Source organism: Mycoplasma sp. 125 (assembly GCF_051549845.1).
Taxonomy (GTDB): domain Bacteria; phylum Bacillota_I; class Bacilli_A; order Mycoplasmatales; family Metamycoplasmataceae; genus Metamycoplasma.
Window position 1 is genome coordinate 37,685 of record NZ_CP196079.1, and the last position, 21,506, is coordinate 59,190.

General features: G+C 28.3%; 15 protein-coding genes, 1 tRNA gene and 1 rRNA gene. 9 read left to right on the top strand and 8 right to left on the bottom strand.

Going from position 1 to position 21,506, the window contains the following annotated elements; all coding sequences use genetic code 4:
- Positions 1-156 precede the first annotated feature (156 nt).
- The 3 genes from ACSH4Z_RS00165 (at position 157) to recO (ending at position 4,106) form a co-directional block, all read left to right on the top strand.
- A complete protein-coding gene (locus tag ACSH4Z_RS00165) occupies positions 157-2,670 on the top strand; it encodes a hypothetical protein (protein ID WP_438340615.1) in 2,514 nt (837 codons plus the stop codon).
- A 624-nt stretch (positions 2,671-3,294) separates the two neighbouring features.
- Positions 3,295-3,398: ribosomal RNA gene (gene rrf / locus ACSH4Z_RS00170) — 5S ribosomal RNA — on the top strand.
- A gap of 42 nt (positions 3,399-3,440) precedes the next feature.
- Positions 3,441-4,106 (top strand): DNA repair protein RecO, encoded by a 666-nt coding sequence (gene recO, locus ACSH4Z_RS00175; protein ID WP_438340616.1) that lies wholly within the window; start codon positions 3,441-3,443, stop codon positions 4,104-4,106.
- Positions 4,107-4,112: 6 nt separating this feature from the next.
- Here the strand turns inward: recO and ACSH4Z_RS00180 are convergent, their stop codons facing one another.
- Positions 4,113-5,960, bottom strand: coding sequence for a ribonuclease J (locus ACSH4Z_RS00180; RefSeq protein WP_438340617.1), 1,848 nt, complete (start codon positions 5,958-5,960; stop codon positions 4,113-4,115).
- 115 nt (positions 5,961-6,075) lie between these two features.
- Between ACSH4Z_RS00180 and ACSH4Z_RS00185 the strand changes: the two genes are divergently transcribed.
- From ACSH4Z_RS00185 to arcC, 4 genes are all read left to right on the top strand, one after another.
- Positions 6,076-6,522 carry a hypothetical protein gene (locus tag ACSH4Z_RS00185; RefSeq protein WP_438340618.1) on the top strand — a complete coding sequence of 149 codons (447 nt, stop codon included), beginning with the start codon at positions 6,076-6,078 and terminating at the stop codon, positions 6,520-6,522.
- The gene (locus tag ACSH4Z_RS00190) at positions 6,515-6,994 is read left to right on the top strand and encodes a large conductance mechanosensitive channel protein MscL (protein WP_438340619.1); all 480 of its coding nucleotides are present in this window, start codon (positions 6,515-6,517) and stop codon (positions 6,992-6,994) included. Before ACSH4Z_RS00185 ends, ACSH4Z_RS00190 begins: the two co-directional genes overlap by 8 nt.
- Before the next feature lie 247 nt (positions 6,995-7,241).
- Positions 7,242-8,285 (top strand): ornithine carbamoyltransferase, encoded by a 1,044-nt coding sequence (gene argF / locus ACSH4Z_RS00195; protein WP_438340620.1) that lies wholly within the window; start codon positions 7,242-7,244, stop codon positions 8,283-8,285.
- Positions 8,286-8,287: 2 nt separating this feature from the next.
- Positions 8,288-9,223, top strand: coding sequence for a carbamate kinase (gene arcC / locus ACSH4Z_RS00200; protein ID WP_438340621.1), 936 nt, complete (start codon positions 8,288-8,290; stop codon positions 9,221-9,223).
- 40 nt (positions 9,224-9,263) lie between these two features.
- Here the strand turns inward: arcC and rlmB are convergent, their stop codons facing one another.
- Both rlmB and ACSH4Z_RS00210 read right to left on the bottom strand, forming a co-directional pair.
- Positions 9,264-9,968 (bottom strand): 23S rRNA (guanosine(2251)-2'-O)-methyltransferase RlmB, encoded by a 705-nt coding sequence (gene rlmB, locus ACSH4Z_RS00205; RefSeq protein WP_438340622.1) that lies wholly within the window; start codon positions 9,966-9,968, stop codon positions 9,264-9,266.
- A complete protein-coding gene (locus ACSH4Z_RS00210; RefSeq protein ID WP_438340623.1) occupies positions 9,968-11,176 on the bottom strand; it encodes a class I tRNA ligase family protein in 1,209 nt (402 codons plus the stop codon). Before ACSH4Z_RS00210 ends, rlmB begins: the two co-directional genes overlap by 1 nt.
- A gap of 58 nt (positions 11,177-11,234) precedes the next feature.
- On the opposite strand from ACSH4Z_RS00210, the gene argS reads away from it, so the two are divergent.
- The gene (gene argS, locus ACSH4Z_RS00215) at positions 11,235-12,869 is read left to right on the top strand and encodes an arginine--tRNA ligase (RefSeq protein ID WP_438340624.1); all 1,635 of its coding nucleotides are present in this window, start codon (positions 11,235-11,237) and stop codon (positions 12,867-12,869) included.
- A gap of 82 nt (positions 12,870-12,951) precedes the next feature.
- On the opposite strand, the gene ACSH4Z_RS00220 is transcribed toward argS, so the two are convergent.
- The 4 genes from ACSH4Z_RS00220 to rpoE form a co-directional block, all read right to left on the bottom strand.
- Positions 12,952-13,045: transfer RNA gene (locus ACSH4Z_RS00220), tRNA-Ser, on the bottom strand.
- Between the two features lie 81 nt (positions 13,046-13,126).
- Positions 13,127-14,404 carry a thermonuclease family protein gene (locus tag ACSH4Z_RS00225; protein WP_438340625.1) on the bottom strand — a complete coding sequence of 426 codons (1,278 nt, stop codon included), beginning with the start codon at positions 14,402-14,404 and terminating at the stop codon, positions 13,127-13,129.
- Positions 14,405-14,472: 68 nt separating this feature from the next.
- Entirely contained in the window at positions 14,473-15,315 is an 843-nt protein-coding gene (locus ACSH4Z_RS00230) for a class II fructose-bisphosphate aldolase (protein ID WP_438340626.1), read from the bottom strand.
- 30 nt (positions 15,316-15,345) lie between these two features.
- On the bottom strand, positions 15,346-15,615 hold the full coding sequence (gene rpoE / locus ACSH4Z_RS00235; RefSeq protein ID WP_438340627.1) for a DNA-directed RNA polymerase subunit delta: 270 nt from the start codon (positions 15,613-15,615) through the stop codon (positions 15,346-15,348).
- Between the two features lie 336 nt (positions 15,616-15,951).
- Here rpoE and arcA point away from each other — a divergent pair, with 336 nt between their 5' ends.
- Positions 15,952-17,184: an arginine deiminase gene (arcA, locus tag ACSH4Z_RS00240; RefSeq protein ID WP_438340628.1), complete on the top strand. Its 1,233-nt coding sequence runs from the start codon at positions 15,952-15,954 to the stop codon at positions 17,182-17,184.
- 70 nt (positions 17,185-17,254) lie between these two features.
- Here arcA and ACSH4Z_RS00245 read toward each other — a convergent pair whose 3' ends face one another.
- Positions 17,255-21,172: an MAG2960 family serine endopeptidase lipoprotein gene (locus ACSH4Z_RS00245; RefSeq protein WP_438340629.1), complete on the bottom strand. Its 3,918-nt coding sequence runs from the start codon at positions 21,170-21,172 to the stop codon at positions 17,255-17,257.
- Between the last annotated feature and the right edge of the window lie 334 nt (positions 21,173-21,506).

Consider the following 21,506-nt stretch of genomic DNA (forward strand, 5'->3'; position numbering starts at 1 on the left):
ACAAATCAATCAGTTAACATGTAAATTTTAATTTAATTCGAGACTAATTTTAATTCTTAAAATAATAAATTTTTTTATAAAAAAGTTAATATTTTTCAAATTTTGGAATTAGTTATTTTTAAATAAATTTAAACATAAAATAAATGAGGTGTTTTTATGAGGTTATTTAATTTATTGTTGAATGTGTTTTCGAGCGTTTTAATTCCAACAACCCCTGCCGTAATTAGTCGCCAGAGTGAGGATGTTCAAAATAAACAAGAGATTTTAGAAGCAAAAGATAGGACCACTGATATTCTTGATAATTCAATAATTCATAAGCCAACATCTGATGAAATCGAGAATTTGGACGATTTAAATATTTTTTATTCTGCAATGACTTTAAAAACACAATATAACTTGTTGCATGCCTATAAAGTTTTGAAGAAATTGCTCAAAATTAATGATTCTGATGAAATTGATGAATTACCATATAAGAAATATAATGATGAATTAAATCTCGTTCCAGATAATAAACTTAACAACCAATTTTCAGAATATAATATCGCATTTTTGTCGTCATCTTGAAAAGAATTTATTCGTTTATTTAAACAAGCTTCGTTTAATTACGAAATTTTTCTTAACGAAGAAATAAAAAAACAAAATATTAATACTGATTCAAAGGCAAAGGAGGAGCCTCAAAAACTTAGTATTTTTAACCAATTAGATTCCAAATATGATGATGTGTATTTTATTAGAGTTGTTATTGCTGAATTTGAGGCCCTTGAATTGTTAAAAAATAATAAAGAAAATGCGAAAATTGATACTAAAATAATAGACTTATTAAAAGTAGAAGATGGAACAAATCCATCTTCTCCACAGTATGTCAATACCTTAAAAAAAATTATTCCAATTATTGCCGAAATAAGAAACATCGCTGGAGAAAGTATAGCTAATAAGCTTTCAAAAGAAGTGGATAAGGAATTAATTAATGACAAGATTAGACTTGAAGCGTTAACAGCTGCCGTTAGAGCAAAAGGCTCAGATGAATATGAAAAAGATATTAAACAGCGAGCATTAAATGTTACAAAAAATACCTCAATGGAAGAATTAATTAAACTTAGAGATGATGCTGAAAAAGTGTATGATACATTAAAAAGTAAAGCGGAAGAATCATTCCAAAAACTAAAAGAAAAAATGAGATTTCGCGGGCAAATAGATAATGCATGAAACGTTAAAGTTTTACAAAAAGTATATGGCGAGATTGTTAAACAGCAAATTAGTGAGTTTAGAAAAGACGTAGAAGCAGTTGTGAAAAAAACTATTGGCTCAGATATGCATGACGATTTTGAAAAGCGTTTATCAAATAAAAATTTAACTTTGGAACAATTGACTGTTATTTTTGAAGAAGCCAATAATGAATTTATTAATGAAAAAGAAAATGCTACTAGAATAGTAAATTCTATTCTTGATGAAAAAGTTAGAAGAGAAAATATTGAAAAAATAGAAAAATCAAACAATATTACAGAATTGAAAAAAATTGCAGAGGAAGCTAAGGAAATTAGAGCAAACGAGGATTTGCAAAACGCAAGAAAAAATGCTAAAGAGGCAGTTGATAAAACATTTGGTTCATCAAAGCATGATGAATATCAAAAGAGATTTGAAACATCACAAGAGGAAATAGATAAACTTTTAGAATTAATAAAAGAAGCAAATCTTGAATATACTACTAAAAAAACAGAAGTTAACAAGATTTTGGAAAGCCTTGATGATAAAAAAGATTTTGTTGAAAAATTTAATAATGCTAACAATATAGAAAAGTTAGATGAATTGCAAAAAATTTTATTGGTTGAAAAGCAAGAGCAAGATTTGGTTAATTTAACTAAAAGAGCACAAAAAGCAGTTGACCAACTTGAAGGTTCTAGTCAATATGATGAATTTAAAAAAATGCTCGCTAATGCTATAGGTGATATGGCCAAACTTCTTAGTGTCGCCGAGAAAGCAGAAGTCATTTATAATGCTGAAAAGCAAAAAGTATTAGATATGTATAATAAATTATTGGATAAAAAGGATTACCAAGCAAGAATTGACAGCGCAAAAAACATTGGGGCGCTAAAGCTTTTATTAAAAGAAATAACCCAAGAAAAAAAGTCGCAGGATAATGCTAAGATAAAAAAAGATGCTGTGGATGCTGTTAATAAGTTAGAAGGTTCTGATATAAAATCTCAATTTGATAAAGAATTAAAAGAAGGCCTTGATGATCCTGGAAAATTAAGTAATATCATTGAAAGAGCTAATAAAGAATTTAGCAAAGAGTTTGAAACAATTAATAAAGAATTAGATAAATTAAATGACTCAAATGTAAAGAAAAAAGAGCTAGAAAAATTAGCTAAAAAAGCTAAAAATATAAAAGAATTAAGAAGCATAAAATTACAAATTCAAAAGGCCATTCTTGAGCAAGAAAACAACAAGAAGGATGATCCAAAAAAAGATAATTCTAAAATGAATCAACCAAAAGAAGAAGAGAAAAATCCTAGTATTCCTAAAAAACCTGATATTTCTAAAAAAGATAGTAAATCTAAGGTTAATGTAGCTGCAATTGCAACCCCACTTGTGGTAATACCAACGTTGGCAGGAGCAAGCGTTGGCACTTGATATATGGTTAAACGCCATAGAAAGAATAAAAAAATGTAATTTTTAATATATATTAAAATATAGCAAGCATACTTAAATAAAAAGATAAAACTAGCTATACGGCTGGTTTTTAATATTATTTTGTTTTTAGCAAGTAGAGAAGAGTTTTGAATAATTAGATAAAGTTAGGATATTATGCAAAGCTTTAAAAAACTAGAATAATATTAATTAAGTTAATTGTTAAAATAATGAAACATAGTTAGAACAAGAAACTTGCGGATTTTCATAAATAAGATATTTGGTTATTTATGAAATACAATTAAAATATTATAGATATATTTTTTAATATTCTTTATTGGCTATCTTGTTAAAACAATAGCAAAAAGATAGAAACATTTTGTATCCAAACCCTTATGCTTTAAAAATTATGCAAGATGATTTGATATATTGATTGGGAATATAAATTAAGTTACTTTTTTGCGGTAATAAACCTTTATAAGTAAAAAGCATATCTAGATATAATGAATTTTATTTTTACAATAAAATTAATTTTTATTATAAAATAATGTGCAAAAATGTTTTGCAATTTCTAATTAAAAAACAAGTTTATCGATATAAAAATAATAATTTTAAAAAAATATTAAAAAATATTATAAAAAAATTTTTTTAATATATAATTATATTTATAGCAACCATAACGAAGGGGCCCACCTGATTCCATTCCGAACTCAGCAGTTAAGACCTTCCGTGCCGAAAATACCATAAGGGAAGATAGGTCGTTGCTTTTTTTATTTTATTTTTTTAAAAAATAGAAAGTAAAATTATATTATATGGTTAATAGAGAATTCGAGACCGAGGGAATAGTTCTAGAAATAATAAATCATGGTGATAATGATGCTATCATCCAAGCCTTGACACAATCGGGTGTTTGTTATTTTTTTGCCAAAGGAATACAAAATGTCGAATCCAAAAATAGAAGAAATTTATTATTATTAGGATTGTCAAATTTTGAATTAATAAGATCGAAATTTGTTGGTAACATGCCTAGACTAAAAAGAGCAACACTAGTTTCGTTTTTTCCATTGCAAGAAACCTTGCAAGATATATTTAATAAAGTTCATTACTTTTTAAAGCGAGCAGGTAAGCAAAACAATAATTTTTTATATGCTAGATATAGGGTTTTTTTAGAAAATGTTGAAAAAAAACCAAATCATAGTTTTATTTATATCTTATTAGCTTTTTTAGATATGTTTGGTTATAGGCAAAATTTAAGCTCATGTGTAGAGTGTGGAGATAAAGAACATATTGTAGATTTTGAATTTTATAAGGGAGGTTTTTTATGCCGAGACCACTCACAAAAAAGTAAGGATATAAATTTATTAAGAGGTTTGTATTGGATTGAAGCTGATTTTGAATATTTTAAGAGTAATATTGATGAAATTGATGTTATACAAATAATAAATATGGTTATTTCTTTTTTAAAAACGATGATATAAAAACCCCTATTCTTCAAGGGGTTTTTCAACTTTTTTAGGTTTTTCTTTTTTAATTTGTTTATTTTTTTTATTTGCTGAGTTTTTTCTTATTATTTTTTTTGGTTTTGAATTTTTGTTTTCAGTCTCAACTTGGCTTGATTTTTTAGTATTATTTTCTTTCTGCATCTTTTGTTTATTAATTTCAACTTGATCAACAAGAAGAATAGTAGGAATAATAACAACATTTCTTCTTTTGCTTTTATAAAAGAAAGGGTCAAGTCTATCGATAATTAATTGTTTAATTCTAGGTATCGTTCAATCTTTTTCGTTTTTAATTGTGTATAAAACCGCCCCGTGTACAAGTCTTTTTGCGTCTTCTACTAATTGCAATGAGTTTTTAACAAAAAATGCTCCTCTTGATACGATTCTTGGCTTTCCAAGAATTATATTTTTTTCTTTATTAATAGCCATTATTACATGGACAAAACCATTTTGTCCCAATTCCATTCTTTCTTTCATGATTTGTGAATTTGTTTTTGATAGAATGTTTCCATCTATAAATACAGGACCAAAATATACTTTTTCATTTGATAAAGAAATCATATGGTTTTGTAAATAATAAACGTCCCCCAACTTAGCAATAATAATGTTATTTGGTTTGATTCCTGATTCAATTGCTGTATAGCCATGAACCACACTCATTCTAAATTCACCATGATATGGCATGAAATATTTTGGTTTTGTTAATTCAAATATCTTTCGATGTTCATCACGGTATGCATGCCCTGAAGTGTGTAAGTAGCCATCAACACCATTTTCTCTTATAATTGCTCCTAGTTTATATAATCTATTAACTAATAACTCACATTTAGATCTATTTCCTGGTATTGGACTAGATGAAAAAATTATTGTGTCCTTAGGTTTGATTGATATATTTGGGTGTTTATCATATGACATCTTGGCTAGTCCCGCCATTTCTTCACCTTGAGAACCGGTTGTCAAAATTAGTAATTCATTGTCATTATATTTTGAAAGACTTTTTTTATCTATAAAGACTTCATCAGGCGCATTTATATAACCTAATCTTCTACCGATATCAATGTTATCGATCATTGATCTACCAAAAGCAATAACTTTTTTGCCTAATGAAGCACCGAGCTCAATGATTGCTTTTATTCTTGTAAGATTTGATGCAAATGCCGTAATGATGATTTTCTTCTCAGCTTCTAACATATATTTTTTTATGTCTTTTAATATATCGCTTTCTGATGGAGAATGGTTAGGGCGCATGGCGTTAGTTGAATCCGAAAATAAGACATCTAGCCCTTCTTCGCCAATCTTTTTTAGTTTTGAGAAATCGGTTAAATTACCAATAGGTCGATAATCGAATCTAAAATCACCAGTCATCATTAATGATCCATTTGGAGTTTTGATTCTAACACCAAATGCGTCAGGGATTGAATGTTGAGCAGTTCATCAATCAACACTACAATCACCAAAATCAGCCACAAGATCTCGGTTTATTTCAATAAACTGGACATTTACCTTAATTTTCATATCAGAAAACTTAAGTTTTAGATATTGAATAGCAATTCTTGGGGCATAAATTCTTTTTACATTTACTTGTTGAACCAAATATGGAACACCACCGATATGGTCTTCATGCCCGTGTGTTATGAAAAGTCCTTCAATTCTATCCTGGTTTTCAGCTAAATAAGTAAAATCTGGAATTGAACCGTTAATCCCGGTAACAAAACTATCGCAAAACTTAATTCCGGTATCAATAATAAAAATATGTTGGTCATATTCAATTATTAGTGTGCTTTTTCCAATTTCTTGCATTCCGCCTAAACCAAATATTTTTGTTGGTTTCATATTTTAACCCTCCAGATGAAATTATCTTGTGTACTTTATAAAAAAAGGAATTATTAAATAATACTTTATATAATTATATACATTATTAATATTTTTTAAAAATGGAGTAAAAAAAATGAAAAGTGAAGCAAAAATAAGTATAAGTTCATTTATTTTTAAGATTCTTGTTTTTATAGGTCTTATTATTTCTGGATACTTTATTTACACATCAGTGTCTAATTTTCTTGGTTCTGTTAATAACAAATTTGAGAGTTCGGATGTTAACCAGGCCTATAAAGGAATAAATGATTTTCTCAATGATATTATTAATCTACTCAAAGAAAATTTAAAATGATTTATTATTCTAGGTTTTTCCTTATTGGGTGCTATCTTAACTTGAATATTAGATGTTATTGTTCTTTCATTTGCTCCATGAAAAACTAATAAATTTGGGAAGACTATTTTGTTTTTATCAACAATTTTTCCTCTTTTTCCTATTTTTTGAATTATATCAATTATAGGGAATTTAGCAATTATAGCCAATAAGAATTCATATAAAAAGAGAGTAAAACAAAATGAATAAAAAAGAATTTGAAGAAAAAAAGAAATATGTAAAAAATGCATTCAAAGATGCTAAAAATGTTGTTAAGCGGGGAAATATGATAATGCTAGCCATAGGGTTATTATTAGGTACCTCGTTTGGCGCTGTAATATCTTCGCTAGCTAAGGATGTTATTCTTGCAGCTATTACTTCTGTTTTTAATGTTAACGAGGTAAAGGACATTAAAATCGGCAATATTCTTATTGGTCAATTTCTTGCGGCACTTATTCAGTTCCTTATTGTTACAGTGGTTATATTTGTAAGCTTATTTTTAGTATATTTGATTAGGAATATCATTCAGTATCACAAGGCAAAAAAATTACCAATAGTTGAAGAAGTTGAAGAGCCAAAACCATTAACTACAGAGGAACTAATTTTAGAAGAACTTAAAAAGATTAATGTTGAACTTGCAAAAAATAAGAAGAGTGATGAAGAGAAATTAGCGCAAGAATAAAACCTAAGAATTGAATTGCAATTTACTGATTTATAGAGTATAAGCTTAATAGCTTATATTTTTTTGTTCTTTTTAAATTTCATTTATTTTTTACTTTAGGCTAAATAAAGCTATAACTATTTAAAAAAATAAAAAAATTGCTATAATTTTAGCGTGTTTTATATAACCAAAAAACACTTAAAAACTATAAAAAGTCTATCTAAAAATATTAAATATATAACCAAATAAACATAGGAGATTTTATAATATGCCAATGAATTTAAAAGGTCGTAGTTTAGATACAGCTCTAAACTTCACAACCGATGAAATCAATTACCTTTTAGATCTTTCTTGAGAATTAAAGAAAGCTAAAATGCAAGGGCTACATATTAACAATCGTCCTTTAACAGGAAAAAACATTGTTATTATGTTCCAAAAAGACTCAACAAGAACACGTTGTGCATTCGAAGTTGCTGCCGCTGATTTAGGGGCAAGCTGTACATACATTGGACCTACAGGATCTAATTTTGGTAAAAAAGAATCAGTTGAAGATACAGCTATGGTTTTAGGCCAAATGTATGATGGTATTGAATTCCGTGGTTTTAAACAAACAGATGTTGAAGCACTTGCTAAATATTCAGGTGTTCCAGTTTGAAATGGTTTAACCGATGCTGAACACCCAACACAAATGTTAGCTGACTACTTAACATTTAAGGAATTCGTAGGTGATCTAAGAGGAAAGAAAATTGTTTTCGCAGGTGACATTAAAAACAATGTTGCTCGTTCATTAATGATTGGTGCTGCATTCTTTGGTGTTCATATTGTTTTATGTGGTCCTAAATCACAATGAGAAATTGTTAAAAGCGGACCAAACCATAAAGATGTTTATGAAGCTGTTCAAAAGCTTTTTGAACGTAACGGCGGATCAGTTTCATTTTCAGATAACAAGATTGAGGCTGCTATGAATGCTGATGCTATTTATACAGACGTTTGAGTATCATTAGGTGAACCATTTGAACTATTTGAATCACGTATTCAAGAACTTGGTGCATTTCAAGTTGATATGGCTATGATGAAAGCAGCAAAAGAAAGTGTTATTTTCTTGCACTGTTTACCTGCATTCCATGATGATAAAACTTTATTCTCATCAGAAATCAAAGAAAAACTTGGACAAAAATACCCAGTTGTTGCAACCGGAGCTATGGAAGTTACTGACGAAGTATTCCAATCAAAATACAATAAATCAATTCAACAAGCTGGAAACCGTATGCACACAATTAAGGCTGTTATTCTAGCTACAATAGGATATTAATTATGAGTAGAATCGTTATTGCCTTAGGTGGGAATGCGTTAGGAAATAATCCTGCAGAACAAAAAGAATTAGTTAAAATTCCTGCAAAAAAAATTGCTGAATTAGTTAAGGCCGGCCATGAAGTTATTGTTGGCCACGGAAATGGGCCACAAGTTGGTATGATTTTCAATGGTTTTGTTAGTGCTGCATCAGTTAATCCTAAATCACCATTAGTTCCTTTACCAGAAGCTGGCGCTATGTCACAAGGATACATTGGATACCATATGGTTAATGCAATTACCAATGCATTTAAGGAAGAGGGATTAGAAGAAAAAGAAGTACTATATCTATTGACTCAAACTTTAGTAGATCCAATGGATCCTGCATTCAAAAATCCTACAAAACCTATTGGTCCTTTCTTTATGACAAGAGAAGAAGCAGAAATGGCTAATCCTAATAGCGTTATTGTTGAAGATGCTGGACGTGGTTTTAGAAAAGTTGTCGCTTCGCCAAAACCAATTAACTTTGTTGGTATTAACCAAATGAAGAACGCTATTGAAGCTGGAGCTACTGTTATCGTTGGTGGTGGCGGTGGTATCCCTACTGTTAAGGATGAAAATGGTTTTATCAATGGAGTTGATGGAGTTATTGACAAGGATTTTGCTTTAGCAAAAATGGCTGCCTTAACAAATGCAGATTACTTCATTGTTTTAACTGCAGTTGACTACGTTAAAGTAAACTACGGAAAACCAGAACAAAAAGATCTAAAACACGCAACAAAAGCTGATCTTGAAAAATACATCGAAGAAAAACAATTTGCTCCTGGAAGTATGTTACCAAAGGTGCAAGCTGCTATTAAGTTTGTTGAAGAAGGCGGAAAGGCTGCATTCATCGGAGATTTAAAAGATTTAGAAGACATTATTGCCGAAAAAATTGGTACAAAAGTTACTTTAAATTAATTTTAAATTTATATATAAAAAAGTTGGGACGCAATCCCAACTATTTTATTTTGTTATTTTTTTGATTGTACAATTCATACAAACAAATGGCGGTAGCAGCAGAAACATTTAATGACTGAACAGAATCAAAATCTTGTTGTATATAAATCACTTCATCTGCGTGTTTTAGTAATGTTTTTGATACTCCGCTTTCTTCATTACCCATAATTAAGGCAACAGGAAAGCTAAAACTTGTATTTGATATTGTTTTGGCTTTTTTATCTAGTGCTGTTGCATATATTCAAAAACCATTATTTTTTAGGTTTTCAATAGCTTCAAACAAGCTAGCAACCTTGATGATTTTGATATTTTTGAATCCGCCGGACGAGGTTTTCAAAACAGCCGGAGTTATGTCTACACTTCTGTTTTTAGGTATGATAATATGTCTTATTCCAAAAACATTAGCTGAACGAATTATTGCTCCGAAGTTTTGTGGATCTTGTATATGATCTAAAATTAAAATTGTCTCAGCCTTATCCTTATAAATTGAACCAAGATCATGATAATTAAAACTTTCAATTTCTGCAATGTAACCTTGATGATTGCCATTGACTATCTTATTCATTTCACTTGCTGGTAGATAGGTTATATTTTTGGCTTTAATTTTATTATTTTGTAATCCCTTTAATAGAAATATCTTTTTAATAGGAAAATCATTTTCGATAGCCTCAAGGACTGAATTTTTTCCATATATAAAGTTCTTCATTATATTAATTTCTTATCCTTTAATATTTTTCTTAGATTATCGGCCTGTATATATTTTTTTTCATCTAATAATTTTTGTCATTGATTATAAAGAGCGAGGTCTTTGCTACTGATTTTTTTATTTGTAAAACTAAAACCAAGAATTTTCATTATTTCTAGGAATGTATTAAAGTTTTCTTCTATTTTTGAAAGTTGTATTATTTCCTTATTTGCTTGCGCAAAATTTAATTTTGCACACAATTTAATTATTTCATCAACTTTATTTTTATTAATTTTATAAGTATTGTTTTTTAATTGGACAGTATTATTAATGACAATAAACTTATTTATAAGTTTCTGCAATGAATCAAATAATTCATCGCTAACATTTATCGGCTTAGCATAATTGGTACTTAATATCATTAGCTTATAAGTATCCGGATGGTATTTTTTTAAAAAATCATGGGGAAAAATAAGATTTCCTATTGACTTAGACATTTTTTGATTCTTATAGTTTAGTGTTCCAAAATGAATTCAGTTGTGTGAAAGAGGCTTATTGTATATCGAATAATGTTGAATATTTTCGTTTTCATGGTGCGGAAAAATTAGATCAATGCCTCCACCATGGATATCAATAGTTTCGCCTTTAAAATATTTTGATATGAAACAACTACATTCAGTATGTCAACCAGGACGTCCCGGGCCAAAAGGGCTTTCAAATTTTATACCAATATTAGTTTCCTTTCATAAAGCAAAGTCTTGCTTATTTTTTTTATTTAATTCATTATTATCATCATCTGATATTAAATTTTCAATTTTTTGTTTGCTAACAGAACCGTAGAATTCCTTAAATTTTAAGACATCAAAAAAAACGTTGCCGCCTACTTTATATGCTGCTTTTTTATCTATCATTTTTTGTATATATTCATACATATCATTTAATGAATCAGTAACTCTAACTATTTTATTTGGCATTTCAAGATTAAACAATTTGAATAAATCAAGATAATATTCTTCATATTTTCTTGCTATTTCTAGTTCACTTTTGTTTTCATCTATAGCCTTTTTAATAATTTTGTCATCTATATCAGTTATATTATTAAGATAAAATATTTCTTCTCCTAGAAATCTTTGGGCTCTTATAAGGATATCAAATGTAACACATGGTCTTATATTCCCAATATGAGGATAGTTATAAACTGTTGGACCACATAAATAATATTTTTTCATGAAAACATTATATATGATATATCCTTAAAATAAACAATTTATTATATAATAATAAATTATGGAAATTATGGAATCGGCAAAAGAAATTATTATATGTTCAATTAAAGAAGCATTGAACAAATTAAAGATAAATAAACCTGTAGTATTAACGGAGGCTAAAAACTACGGAGATTATTCTACCAATATTGCACTAACATTGCAAAAAGAATTGGGCAAAAAGGCAATTGAAATTGCCCAAGAGATTGTTAAAAATATTGATTTAAATAAATTTAGTCAAATTAGTGAAATTAAAATAGCAGAGCCTGGATTTATTAATTTTTGAGTATCTAATTCAGTTTTTGCAGATACAGTTAATTTAATCAATAAACTTGGAAAAAATTTTGGAAGTCTTTCTAAGGAAGGAAAAGGAAAGATTAATGTAGAATTTGTATCTGCAAACCCTACTGGCTATCTACATATTGGTCATGCTAGAAATGCCGCAATTGGGGCTACACTATGCAACATTTTAGAAAAAGCCGGACACCAAGTTATTAGGGAATATTTGGTAAATGATTATGGTAACCAAATGAATAAATTAGCAGTATCAATTTATTCAAGATATCAACAAATATTTAATCCTTCATATGAACTACCAGAAGATGCTTATCGCGGTGGTGATGTTATAGAATTTGCACAAGCATTTTATGAAATGCATAACGAAGAATATAACGGTGTAGAATATACACCTGAAATTGAATTATTATTTAGAGATTTTGGTAGAACATTTGCTCTAAAAAATATTGAAGAAGATCTAAAGAAATTTGGTGTGTGATTTGATATATATACTTCAGAAAAAGCGCAATATGAAAATGATTTGGTTTGACCTGCTATAAGAAGATTAAAAACCACCTACGTAAAAGATGGGGCAACATGATTAAAAACCACAAGTGGTGGCAAAGATGATAAGGATAGAGTTATTATTAAAAGAAACGGTGATTCAACCTATCTTTGTGCAGATATTGCTTATCATGAACAAAAATTTAGACAACTTGAAGACTCAGAAAAAGGAATTATTATTGATGTTTGAGGAGCAGATCACTCTGGTTATGTTGAACGTGTCAAGTTTGCGTTTGAAGATCTAGGATACCGTAGAGATCAATTAGAAATTATCTTATTCCAACTAATAAGAGTTATGAAAGACGGCAAAGAAATTAAAATGTCTAAACGTCTGGGAACGTCTTTAACATTAAGAGAATTAATGAATGAAGTTGGCAAGGATGCAATTAGATTTTTCTTGATTGAAAGATCATACAATTCAAAAATTGATTTTGATATTAAAAAAGTTACAAGTACAGATGAATCCAATTCGATGTATATTATTAAATATGCTCATGCTCGTTGTGCTCAATTATTGCAAAAATTTAATTATGTTAACCCTATAGCAACCAATCTAACTGATGAATTTTCACAAAAATTAGTAGCTCAATTGAAGGAATACCCTGACTTAATTAGTACAATGGCTAAAACATACAAGGTTAATTTATTGCCACCATATTTACTAAAATTGGCTAGAGCATTTAATTCATTTTATTCAAATGTTAAGGTTATTGGATCTCAAAACGAGGAAAGCTATGTGGCTTTAGTTAAAGCTATTAAAATAGTTTTATTTGATGCGATGAAGTTAATGGATTTAGAAACTCCTGAAAAAATGTAGCTTTTGTTCTAAAATATAATTATTTAACACCACTTGATTGGTGTTTTTTATTGCTTCTAGAGGCCAAAAAATAAATAAAAAATGGCGGGTAAGAGAGGATTTGAACCTCCGCGGGTGCTTTATACACCCCTACAGTCTTAGCAGGACCGCCTCTTCGACCACTTGAGTACTTACCCATACCTATTTTAAGCATTGTTAATTATATACTAATATAAGTTAATTTATGTGAAATAATAAGGAAGACAAGTAAATATTTATTATTTTATTCTTTTTGGAGGATAAATTTCCTTAATATTATCTGACCATATTCCCAATTTTTTGTATCTTGCTTCTTTTTCATTATTCTTTAATCAAAAATAAAAGTTTTCATTTTTTGTGTAATATTTGCTTCTTTTATCAAGAGAAATATAAGAAACTTTGCTAAAGCCGTTTTTTATGAGTTCTTTATTGATGCAAATTATTGAACCGTCGTTTTTATAAACTAAAATTATTGCGACAATTCGACCATAAGCATCAAAGAATTTCTTATTTTCATCCTTATTTTGGTCACTAATTGTTGTTTGGGGAATTACTCAAATTTTTTTTGCTTCAAGAAGATTTCTTGTTGTAAAGTTTTTTGCAATCTTACCATATTTAAATTGTAACCCAACTGTTGGTTCAAATTTTTGCCCTACTTTTTTTCATGTTTCTGGTGTATCGATACCAGAAAACCTGAATCTAAAAGTTTTATTATTTTTTATGTTTTTTAATTCAGCAGTATCACCATCATTTATCTTAAAAGCAGATACTTCGGTGGCATTGTTTTCTCTAAAATCATTAGATAGAAGGTATTCTTTGTTATTAACATAAATAGATTTACTAGTTAGGTATATTTCCTTGTCTTTGCTATCTTCTGCACTTATATCTTTTTTATCTTGACTATTCTCGTTGCTATCTATTTTGGAATCGTTATTAAAAATTTCATCAAGGTCACCATTATTTATTTTATTATCATTAATTTGGAAATCTTTAAATAAGAATTTTAATAACGATATTTCTTGTTCGCTTCATTGTGAAAGTTTTTTTGTATAAGTTTTTCTTATTTTTTTAGCTAAAATAATGAATTTTTTAATTATTGAGTCAAAGACTTCTGTATCAATAACCTTCTTAAAGGAAAGCAAAGATCTAATTTTTAAAAACGTTGTAGTTATTTGGCTGTGTTCTTTCTTATTTAATAGGCTATGCTTATTGAAGATAGAAATTCAAATTTCATTTATTACTTTTAATTTATTCGCTAATTTATCAATATTTATTGGTAATGCTTGATTATTTATGGGAAATTTTTTTATGTCTTCTAGAATAATTATTAGTTGCTTTAAAAAGGTTTGATCTTTTTTTCTTGAATAGCTTTTTGAATCCTCGTTTGTAATGTCTGCAATCTCATTACATAACTTTAAATCTATGACATTTTTACTAATTGTATTTTTATATTCGGTTATTTTTCTTAATAGTTTCTGTGTATCGTTATTTTTTTCTATTGTGCATTGAACTAGCATATAGCTAGCTATCGGAAGGCTAGGAGCTATTAGACTTGATAATAAAAATCTTTTTATATTTTTTTTCATTAGTATTTGGTTAATATCTCCAATGCTTTATTGTAAATAGCCATATTACTATTTTTATAAAGTTTTCTCGGATTATAGTTTTTGTTTTCCATTATATTATTGTTTTTAAGAAAGTGTTCAAGTGCCTTTGCATTCTCTATTTGTAACTCAGTATTTATATTAATTTTTGCAATGCCATTTTGAATGCATTTTTTGATATCTGCATCACTAATTCCCGAACCGCCATGTAAGACAAGCGGCATTTGAAGAGCTTGATTTAGTTGATTTAGTAATTCGAAGTTTATACCTTTTCAATTTTTTGGATATTCCCCATGAATATTGCCAATACCAATAGCAAGCATATCAATACCCACATTTTTAAACTCAATCGCTTCTTCAATTTTTGTATATACAACGTCACTGACGATACCATCCTCCGTTCCTCCTATTCTCCCAATTTCACACTCAAGTGAAATATTTTTTTTCTGGCATATTTTATAAAGTTTTTTTGTTATATTGAGATTTTCAAGAAATGGTAATTTACTTCCGTCAAACATTATAGATGAAAAATTTGCATCGATTGCTTTAATACAATCGTTATATGTTCCGTGATCTAAATGAAGACAAACGGGAATTGTTATTTTTAAATCCTGTATTAAAGAATTCACGACACTATAGCAAACATTGTAACCGCCAAAATATTCAGCAGCAGATGAACTCACTCCCAAAATAATCGGTTTATTTGCATTGTTAGCAGCAAGCAAAACTTGCTTAGTTCATTCTAAATTGTTAATATTAATATGGAACACAACATCTTTGTTTTTATATGCTTTTTTTAATAATTCTTTTGCATTAACTATCATAAACAAAATAAAAAACCAAACAAAATAAGTTTAGTTTTTATAGTCAGGTCTAATTGTTGTTCATGTTCCATCGGCATTGTGAAAGAATCTTCCATCTACAGTTAGTAAACGGTATAATTCCCCGCGTTTTTTTAGTAAAATTTCTTCATCAGTACTAGTATCAATACTTTCGCTTCTTCATCTTTCTAATAGAATTTTTTGTATTGAATTAAATAAATTATAGAAATCTAAATTTTGTTTTTCATTTAGAATTTCTTCAGTAATATCAAGTAATGTTTTATATTCTTTTTCTTCTGTCATATAACCTCTTTATTTACAATAAGTATATATTTTACCTTGTATTAAATATATTATAATTATAAATACTTATTATTTAAATTTATTAGGAATTTTAAAAATATGAAATGTTAAAAAAACTCTATTTTTTCAACTAATAATAAGGTCTAAAAACTTAAAAATTCCGGTATTGTCAAGTCTCAAATCTCTTATTTTATTTTATTATTTTTTATTTTTTAGTTTAAATTAGTATAAAAACCCAAAAAATAAAAGTGTAGTATAATTAATATTGTATAAATAGAGCATTTATTTGCACTTTTTTATACGCTAAATAACATCACTTATTTGAAAGGGAAACAAATGTCTGTATTTGACAGTAAATTTAAAGGAATTCACGTTTATTCAGAAATCGGAGAATTAGAATCGGTTTTAGTTCACGAACCAGGGCGTGAAATTGACTACATTACACCAGCTAGACTAGATGAATTATTATTCTCAGCTATCTTAGAAAGTCATGATGCAAGAAAAGAACACAAACAATTTGTATCAGAATTAAAAGCTAACGACATCAATGTTGTTGAACTAACTGATTTAGTTGCAGAAACATATGATTTAGCATCACAAGAAGCTAAAGACAAATTAATTGAAGAATTTTTAGAAGACTCAGAACCTGTTCTTTCAGAAGAACACAAAATGGTTGTAAGAAACTTCTTAAAATCAAAAATGTCATCAAGAGAATTAGTTGAAATTATGATGGCTGGAATCACCAAGTATGATTTAGGTATTGAAGCAGATCACGAATTAATCGTTGACCCAATGCCAAACCTATACTTTACCCGTGACCCATTTGCATCAGTTGGTAATGGTGTAACAATTCACTACATGCGTTACAAAGTTAGACAACGTGAAACATTATTCTCAAGGTTTGTATTTTCAAATCACCCTAAACTTGTAAACACACCATGATACTACGACCCATCTCTAAAATTATCAATCGAAGGTGGAGACGTATTTATCTACAACAACGAAACCTTAGTAGTTGGTGTTTCAGAAAGAACCGATTTACAAACAATAACCTTGTTAGCTAAGAATATTGTTGCTAATAAAGAATGTGAATTCAAACGTATTGTTGCAATCAATGTTCCTAAATGAACAAACTTGATGCACTTAGACACATGACTAACAATGTTGGACAAGGATAAATTCCTATACTCGCCTATTGCTAATGATGTATTTAAATTCTGAGACTATGATTTAGTAAATGGTGGAGAAGAACCACAACCAATGGAAAATGGTTTACCACTAGAACAATTATTAGAATCAATTATTAACAAAAAACCTATCTTAATTCCAATTGCTGGTGAAGGTGCTTCACAAATGGAAATTGAAAGAGAAACTCACTTTGATGGTACAAACTATCTAGCAATTAGACCAGGTGTTGTTATTGGTTATTCACGTAACGAAAAGACAAACGCTGCCTTAGAAGCTGCTGGAATCAAGGTTCTTCCATTCCATGGTAACCAATTATCATTAGGTATGGGTAATGCACGTTGCATGTCAATGCCTTTATCACGTAAAGATGTTATGTGATAGTAACTATCTAAAATTATTGAATTTTATATATTAAAAATCCTCAGCAATAAGCTGGGGATATTTTTTTGATTTAAATTTTAGGGTTTAGCTTAATAGTTTTAAGCTTATCTACTTCAAGTTTTGTTATGAAATCATGCTTTATATCACCTGAAAATTCTTTTGGATCATATTCACTTTCGCCTCTAAACAAGATAATTTGGTTACCCCTGTTTTCAGAATTGTCACTTTCGACAATATGAATAAAATTAATTCCAATTAAATTAAATCTTGAATCTATTACCATCGAACCGCTTGAACCGCTATCAAGTGATTCGTTGTTTTCATTGTCAAGATATAGTGTTGTCATCTGTTGGAGAATATTTTTAGGCATTCCGTGTTCAGATGCTTTTCCAAATGGCTTTTCATAGTCCATTCATTTATTGCCTATACTATTTCAATCTTTGTTTTCTTTTTCGTTATATCTTACCCATAAGCTATTAAAGTTATCTTTGTTATTTTTATCATTATCAACAACACGGTTTTTTGTTTCAATATAGCCACCTTGTGATCTGGCAGCATTTAATTTAATTGTTCCATTGACATCTGGAAAACCGAGCACAAAATGAGTTTGGATAGGGCTCTCGTGATTCTTTTGTTTATTTGTTTCATTACCAAAACCAATATATCAATCCTTTTCGGCTGGTGTATCTAAAATTTCATATAGAGTAGGAAATAGATCTCTTATATTATTTTTAGTGAATCTTAGTTTAAGAATTGCAAAATCAGCTCCGCCATTTTTAACTGTCCCAAGGCGGTTATTGACATCTGTGAGTTCATCAAAGAAATTTGTGACAGCCCGATTTGCTCTTAATCCTTTTGAGCTAAATCTTGGAGTGTAGTATATCCAATCTAAATACTGACTTTTTGTATCAGTGCCCTGATGTGTGTTTAGCGGTTTTTTAAAGTATTTTTGATAATCATTAATAATTTCACCATTATCCGCAGTTTCATAGTTATGCTTATTGAAATTAAAATTAGGGTCTAGCCTTCCAACAAAATTATTAATATTTTTTTTATCTGTATTTTTGTTGTACACAATACTTTTGTCAAAGATATGAGTTAATGATGCAACGTGGGCATTGGTTGCAACTAAAAATTCATATTCTTCGCCACCATTTTTATTGGTTGTTATTTTATTATCAATTCTGTCTACAATTCATGCTGTCCCAGAAGTACTTGTATAGCGTTGCGAAGGACTTCCACCAAAGGGTGGCCGTACTGTATAAATACCTTTATAATTTAGTGAGAATGACCTATCATAGATGTATTGATAAAAATCATCATTTTTTCTTAGTAATGAATTGCTTGTGTTAAGTGTTAGATGTCTAAATTGTGTAGATTTAGTTTTAAATAATAATGTTATTTCGCCAGTTAAATCATTATGTTTAGCTTTTATTTCTTCAATTTCTTGATTGAAGTCTATCATTTTTTTGATTGTATCTAAGTCGATATAATAAAGAAACTGACTTAGATTAGATGGAAGATAGCCAAAAGGGTTGTTTCTTATAATTCCCTTAATTTTATTAGCAATATTCTCATCTTGTTTAATTTCGATAGAATTGTTGGGTATGGTATCAAAAGTGTCAAGGAACAAAGCTTTCATCATATGTTCTTTATTGTATCCATTAAAGAATTGACGTCATTTTTGTTCATCATTATCACCATATTCTCCATATATACCAACTTCCTTAAGATAGTTTAAAAAACCAGGATCTAAGCGGTTATTTGATAAATCTAAACCAGTGTTGTTATTCGCTGTTTTTAGATAGTTTTTAAATTCTTGAAGTTTCTTTTTATAATAAGGTGTTTGGGTGACAATAGCATTGGCATCATTGAATTTTTGTGTAGATTTATTGAATATTAAATCAAATCCTAGACTGTGCTTTGGTGAATCGGTTTTAGAATTATTAGTTGTTGAGTTTATATCGGTATTAAGTTTTTGAAGCTCATGGTTTCTAATAACCTTCTTAAATTTTTGGCTTAGATTATATAACTGTGTTTTAAATTCTTTTAGAGCATCATTTAATTCTTCGATGTTATTATTGTAATCTCTTTGGCGGTCGCGATATTTTATTAAGTTTGTATATGCTATTGCAAGCTTATGGCGTTCATCGACCAATTCAGGATCATTATCTGTTTTTTCAAAGAATTCATTTACTGTTGATATTTGTTTTTGAGCTTCGGCAAGTAATGCTTGACTATCATTTATTTTTTCATAGTTAGGAGCAGGTACATCTATGCCTGGTGATGGAGTTATATCTGGCATGTTTGGAGATGGTATTTGTGGTGCTTCATTTGAATTATTATTTTGCTTGTTTATTTCATTATCAATTTTTTGTGATAACTCGCCAAAAAGATCACGATAATCATTATTTGCAAAAGAAATTTTTTCTAGTTCATTTTTTAGTTTTTCTTGTTTTTCAATGTCATGAATTGAAGATATATCATTATATAGTTTTGCTTTTTGATTTATAAAATTACTATTTTTTATATTTTTAGAAGTTTTAATTAAGGTTGATAATTTGTTTTTGATTGTTATTTCAATGTTAAGAGCATCTACATACGCAATTGCTTCTTGGTTATATTCATCAAAGATACTATTGGCATCATTATTAATTTGTTCTAGCTCATCTTCAGTTATATTGCCTTTTTTAATTTCATTTTGGTATTCATTATATTTAGGTGATCCATCAAGCTTTTCTATGTTTTTAGCAGTTTTGTCTAAAATTTTTTGAATTTCATTATCTAACTTTTTAATGATGTTGTCAATTTCTTTTGCATTAATATTTTGTTGGTTTAGTTGGTCTGACAACTCTTTTTTTAATGGATTTTTACTAGAAAGTCTTGAAATTAATTCTAATAATTTTTGCACATCCGGTTTCATTTGATGAGCAAGAATTTTTGCTTTAATATCTAATATTTTTTCTTCATTATCAGCACTACTTAATTCGGTTTTTAATTCCTTTTTTAAATTATCATCTTGAAAGGAATCTAGCAATATTTTTACATCAGATTTTAGCTTATTTAAGTAACTATTAACTTGATTTTTAATATCATTAAAATCATCGACGTTTGCGTCTTTATTACTAAATTTTTGTTTTAATTCTTTGTATTTTTGCTTTGTTTTAGAAAGTTTATTAAGCAAAATTAACACTTCTTGTTTTAGAGTTGCTTTGTTTATTTCTAAATCTAGCAATTTTGAAATTTCTTCGATATTATTGTTCGTAGCTAATTTAGCTTTATTTGCTAGTTCTTCTTTATCATTGTTTGAAATATCAGATGCATTAATTTTTTCGATTAGGGCATTTATTTTATTTTTTAATAGTTGATCTTCAGTACTTATTTTTGATAGGAAATCAATAATATTTTTTTTAATTAGATTTATTTCTTCTAGTGTTTTAGCTTCACTTATTTGGATGATAAATTTTTCTTTTTTATCCTTACTTAAATCTTTTATCAAGGCATTTAGTTCTATTTTACCTAATTCCAAACTTTTTGCTTTTTCTTGCAATATTAATTGTCTGTTAGTTTCTTCTAAAATATTTTTTAGGTTTGCGGCATTATTGTTATTTTGAAAACGATTGAGAAGATTGTTTTTTATTTCGTTGTTTTTTAATTGATTAATTTTTGATAAAACAAATGCTCTATCCTCTTCTATCTGCTTTTTTATGTTTTTTAAAATAATTTGTAGAGTAGCATAATTTTTAGGCGAATATTGTCTAAATTTAGGATCATTAATTTGTTTTAAAAAATCTCTTTTGCTATCCTCATTCACTATGTTTGCAACTAAATTTTTAGCAGCCGTGATTAAGTCTTGTGTTTCTTGCTGCTGTTTGTTGCTTTTTAAAAAAGTAGCATATCCTATTCCTACAGCAGTCCCTATAATACCTAGCATTGAAACAGTGGAAATACTTGCTATTAAAATCTTCTTCTTTTTGCTTTTTTGCATAAAAAACCTCAATATTAAATTTTTATCTTACGTAAAAGTGTTTTTATTATACCTAATTTTTACTTCTATTAAGCTAAAAAAGAAATGTATTTTTATACAAAAAAATTTTGAATTATCATAACAAAACGCCTTATTGTTGATCAAATTTAAATTTGAATTCCTATATTTTTTATATTTGTTAATCCTTTGGTATGTACTGAATCATTCATATAATTAATCCACCATATAAATTTCAGTCTTCTAACTTATTATTTTTTTACTAAAATTGTGTTAAAATTTGAAAGTACTTTTTATAAAAGTATCGATAGATTATGAAAAAACAAAATTAATTTAT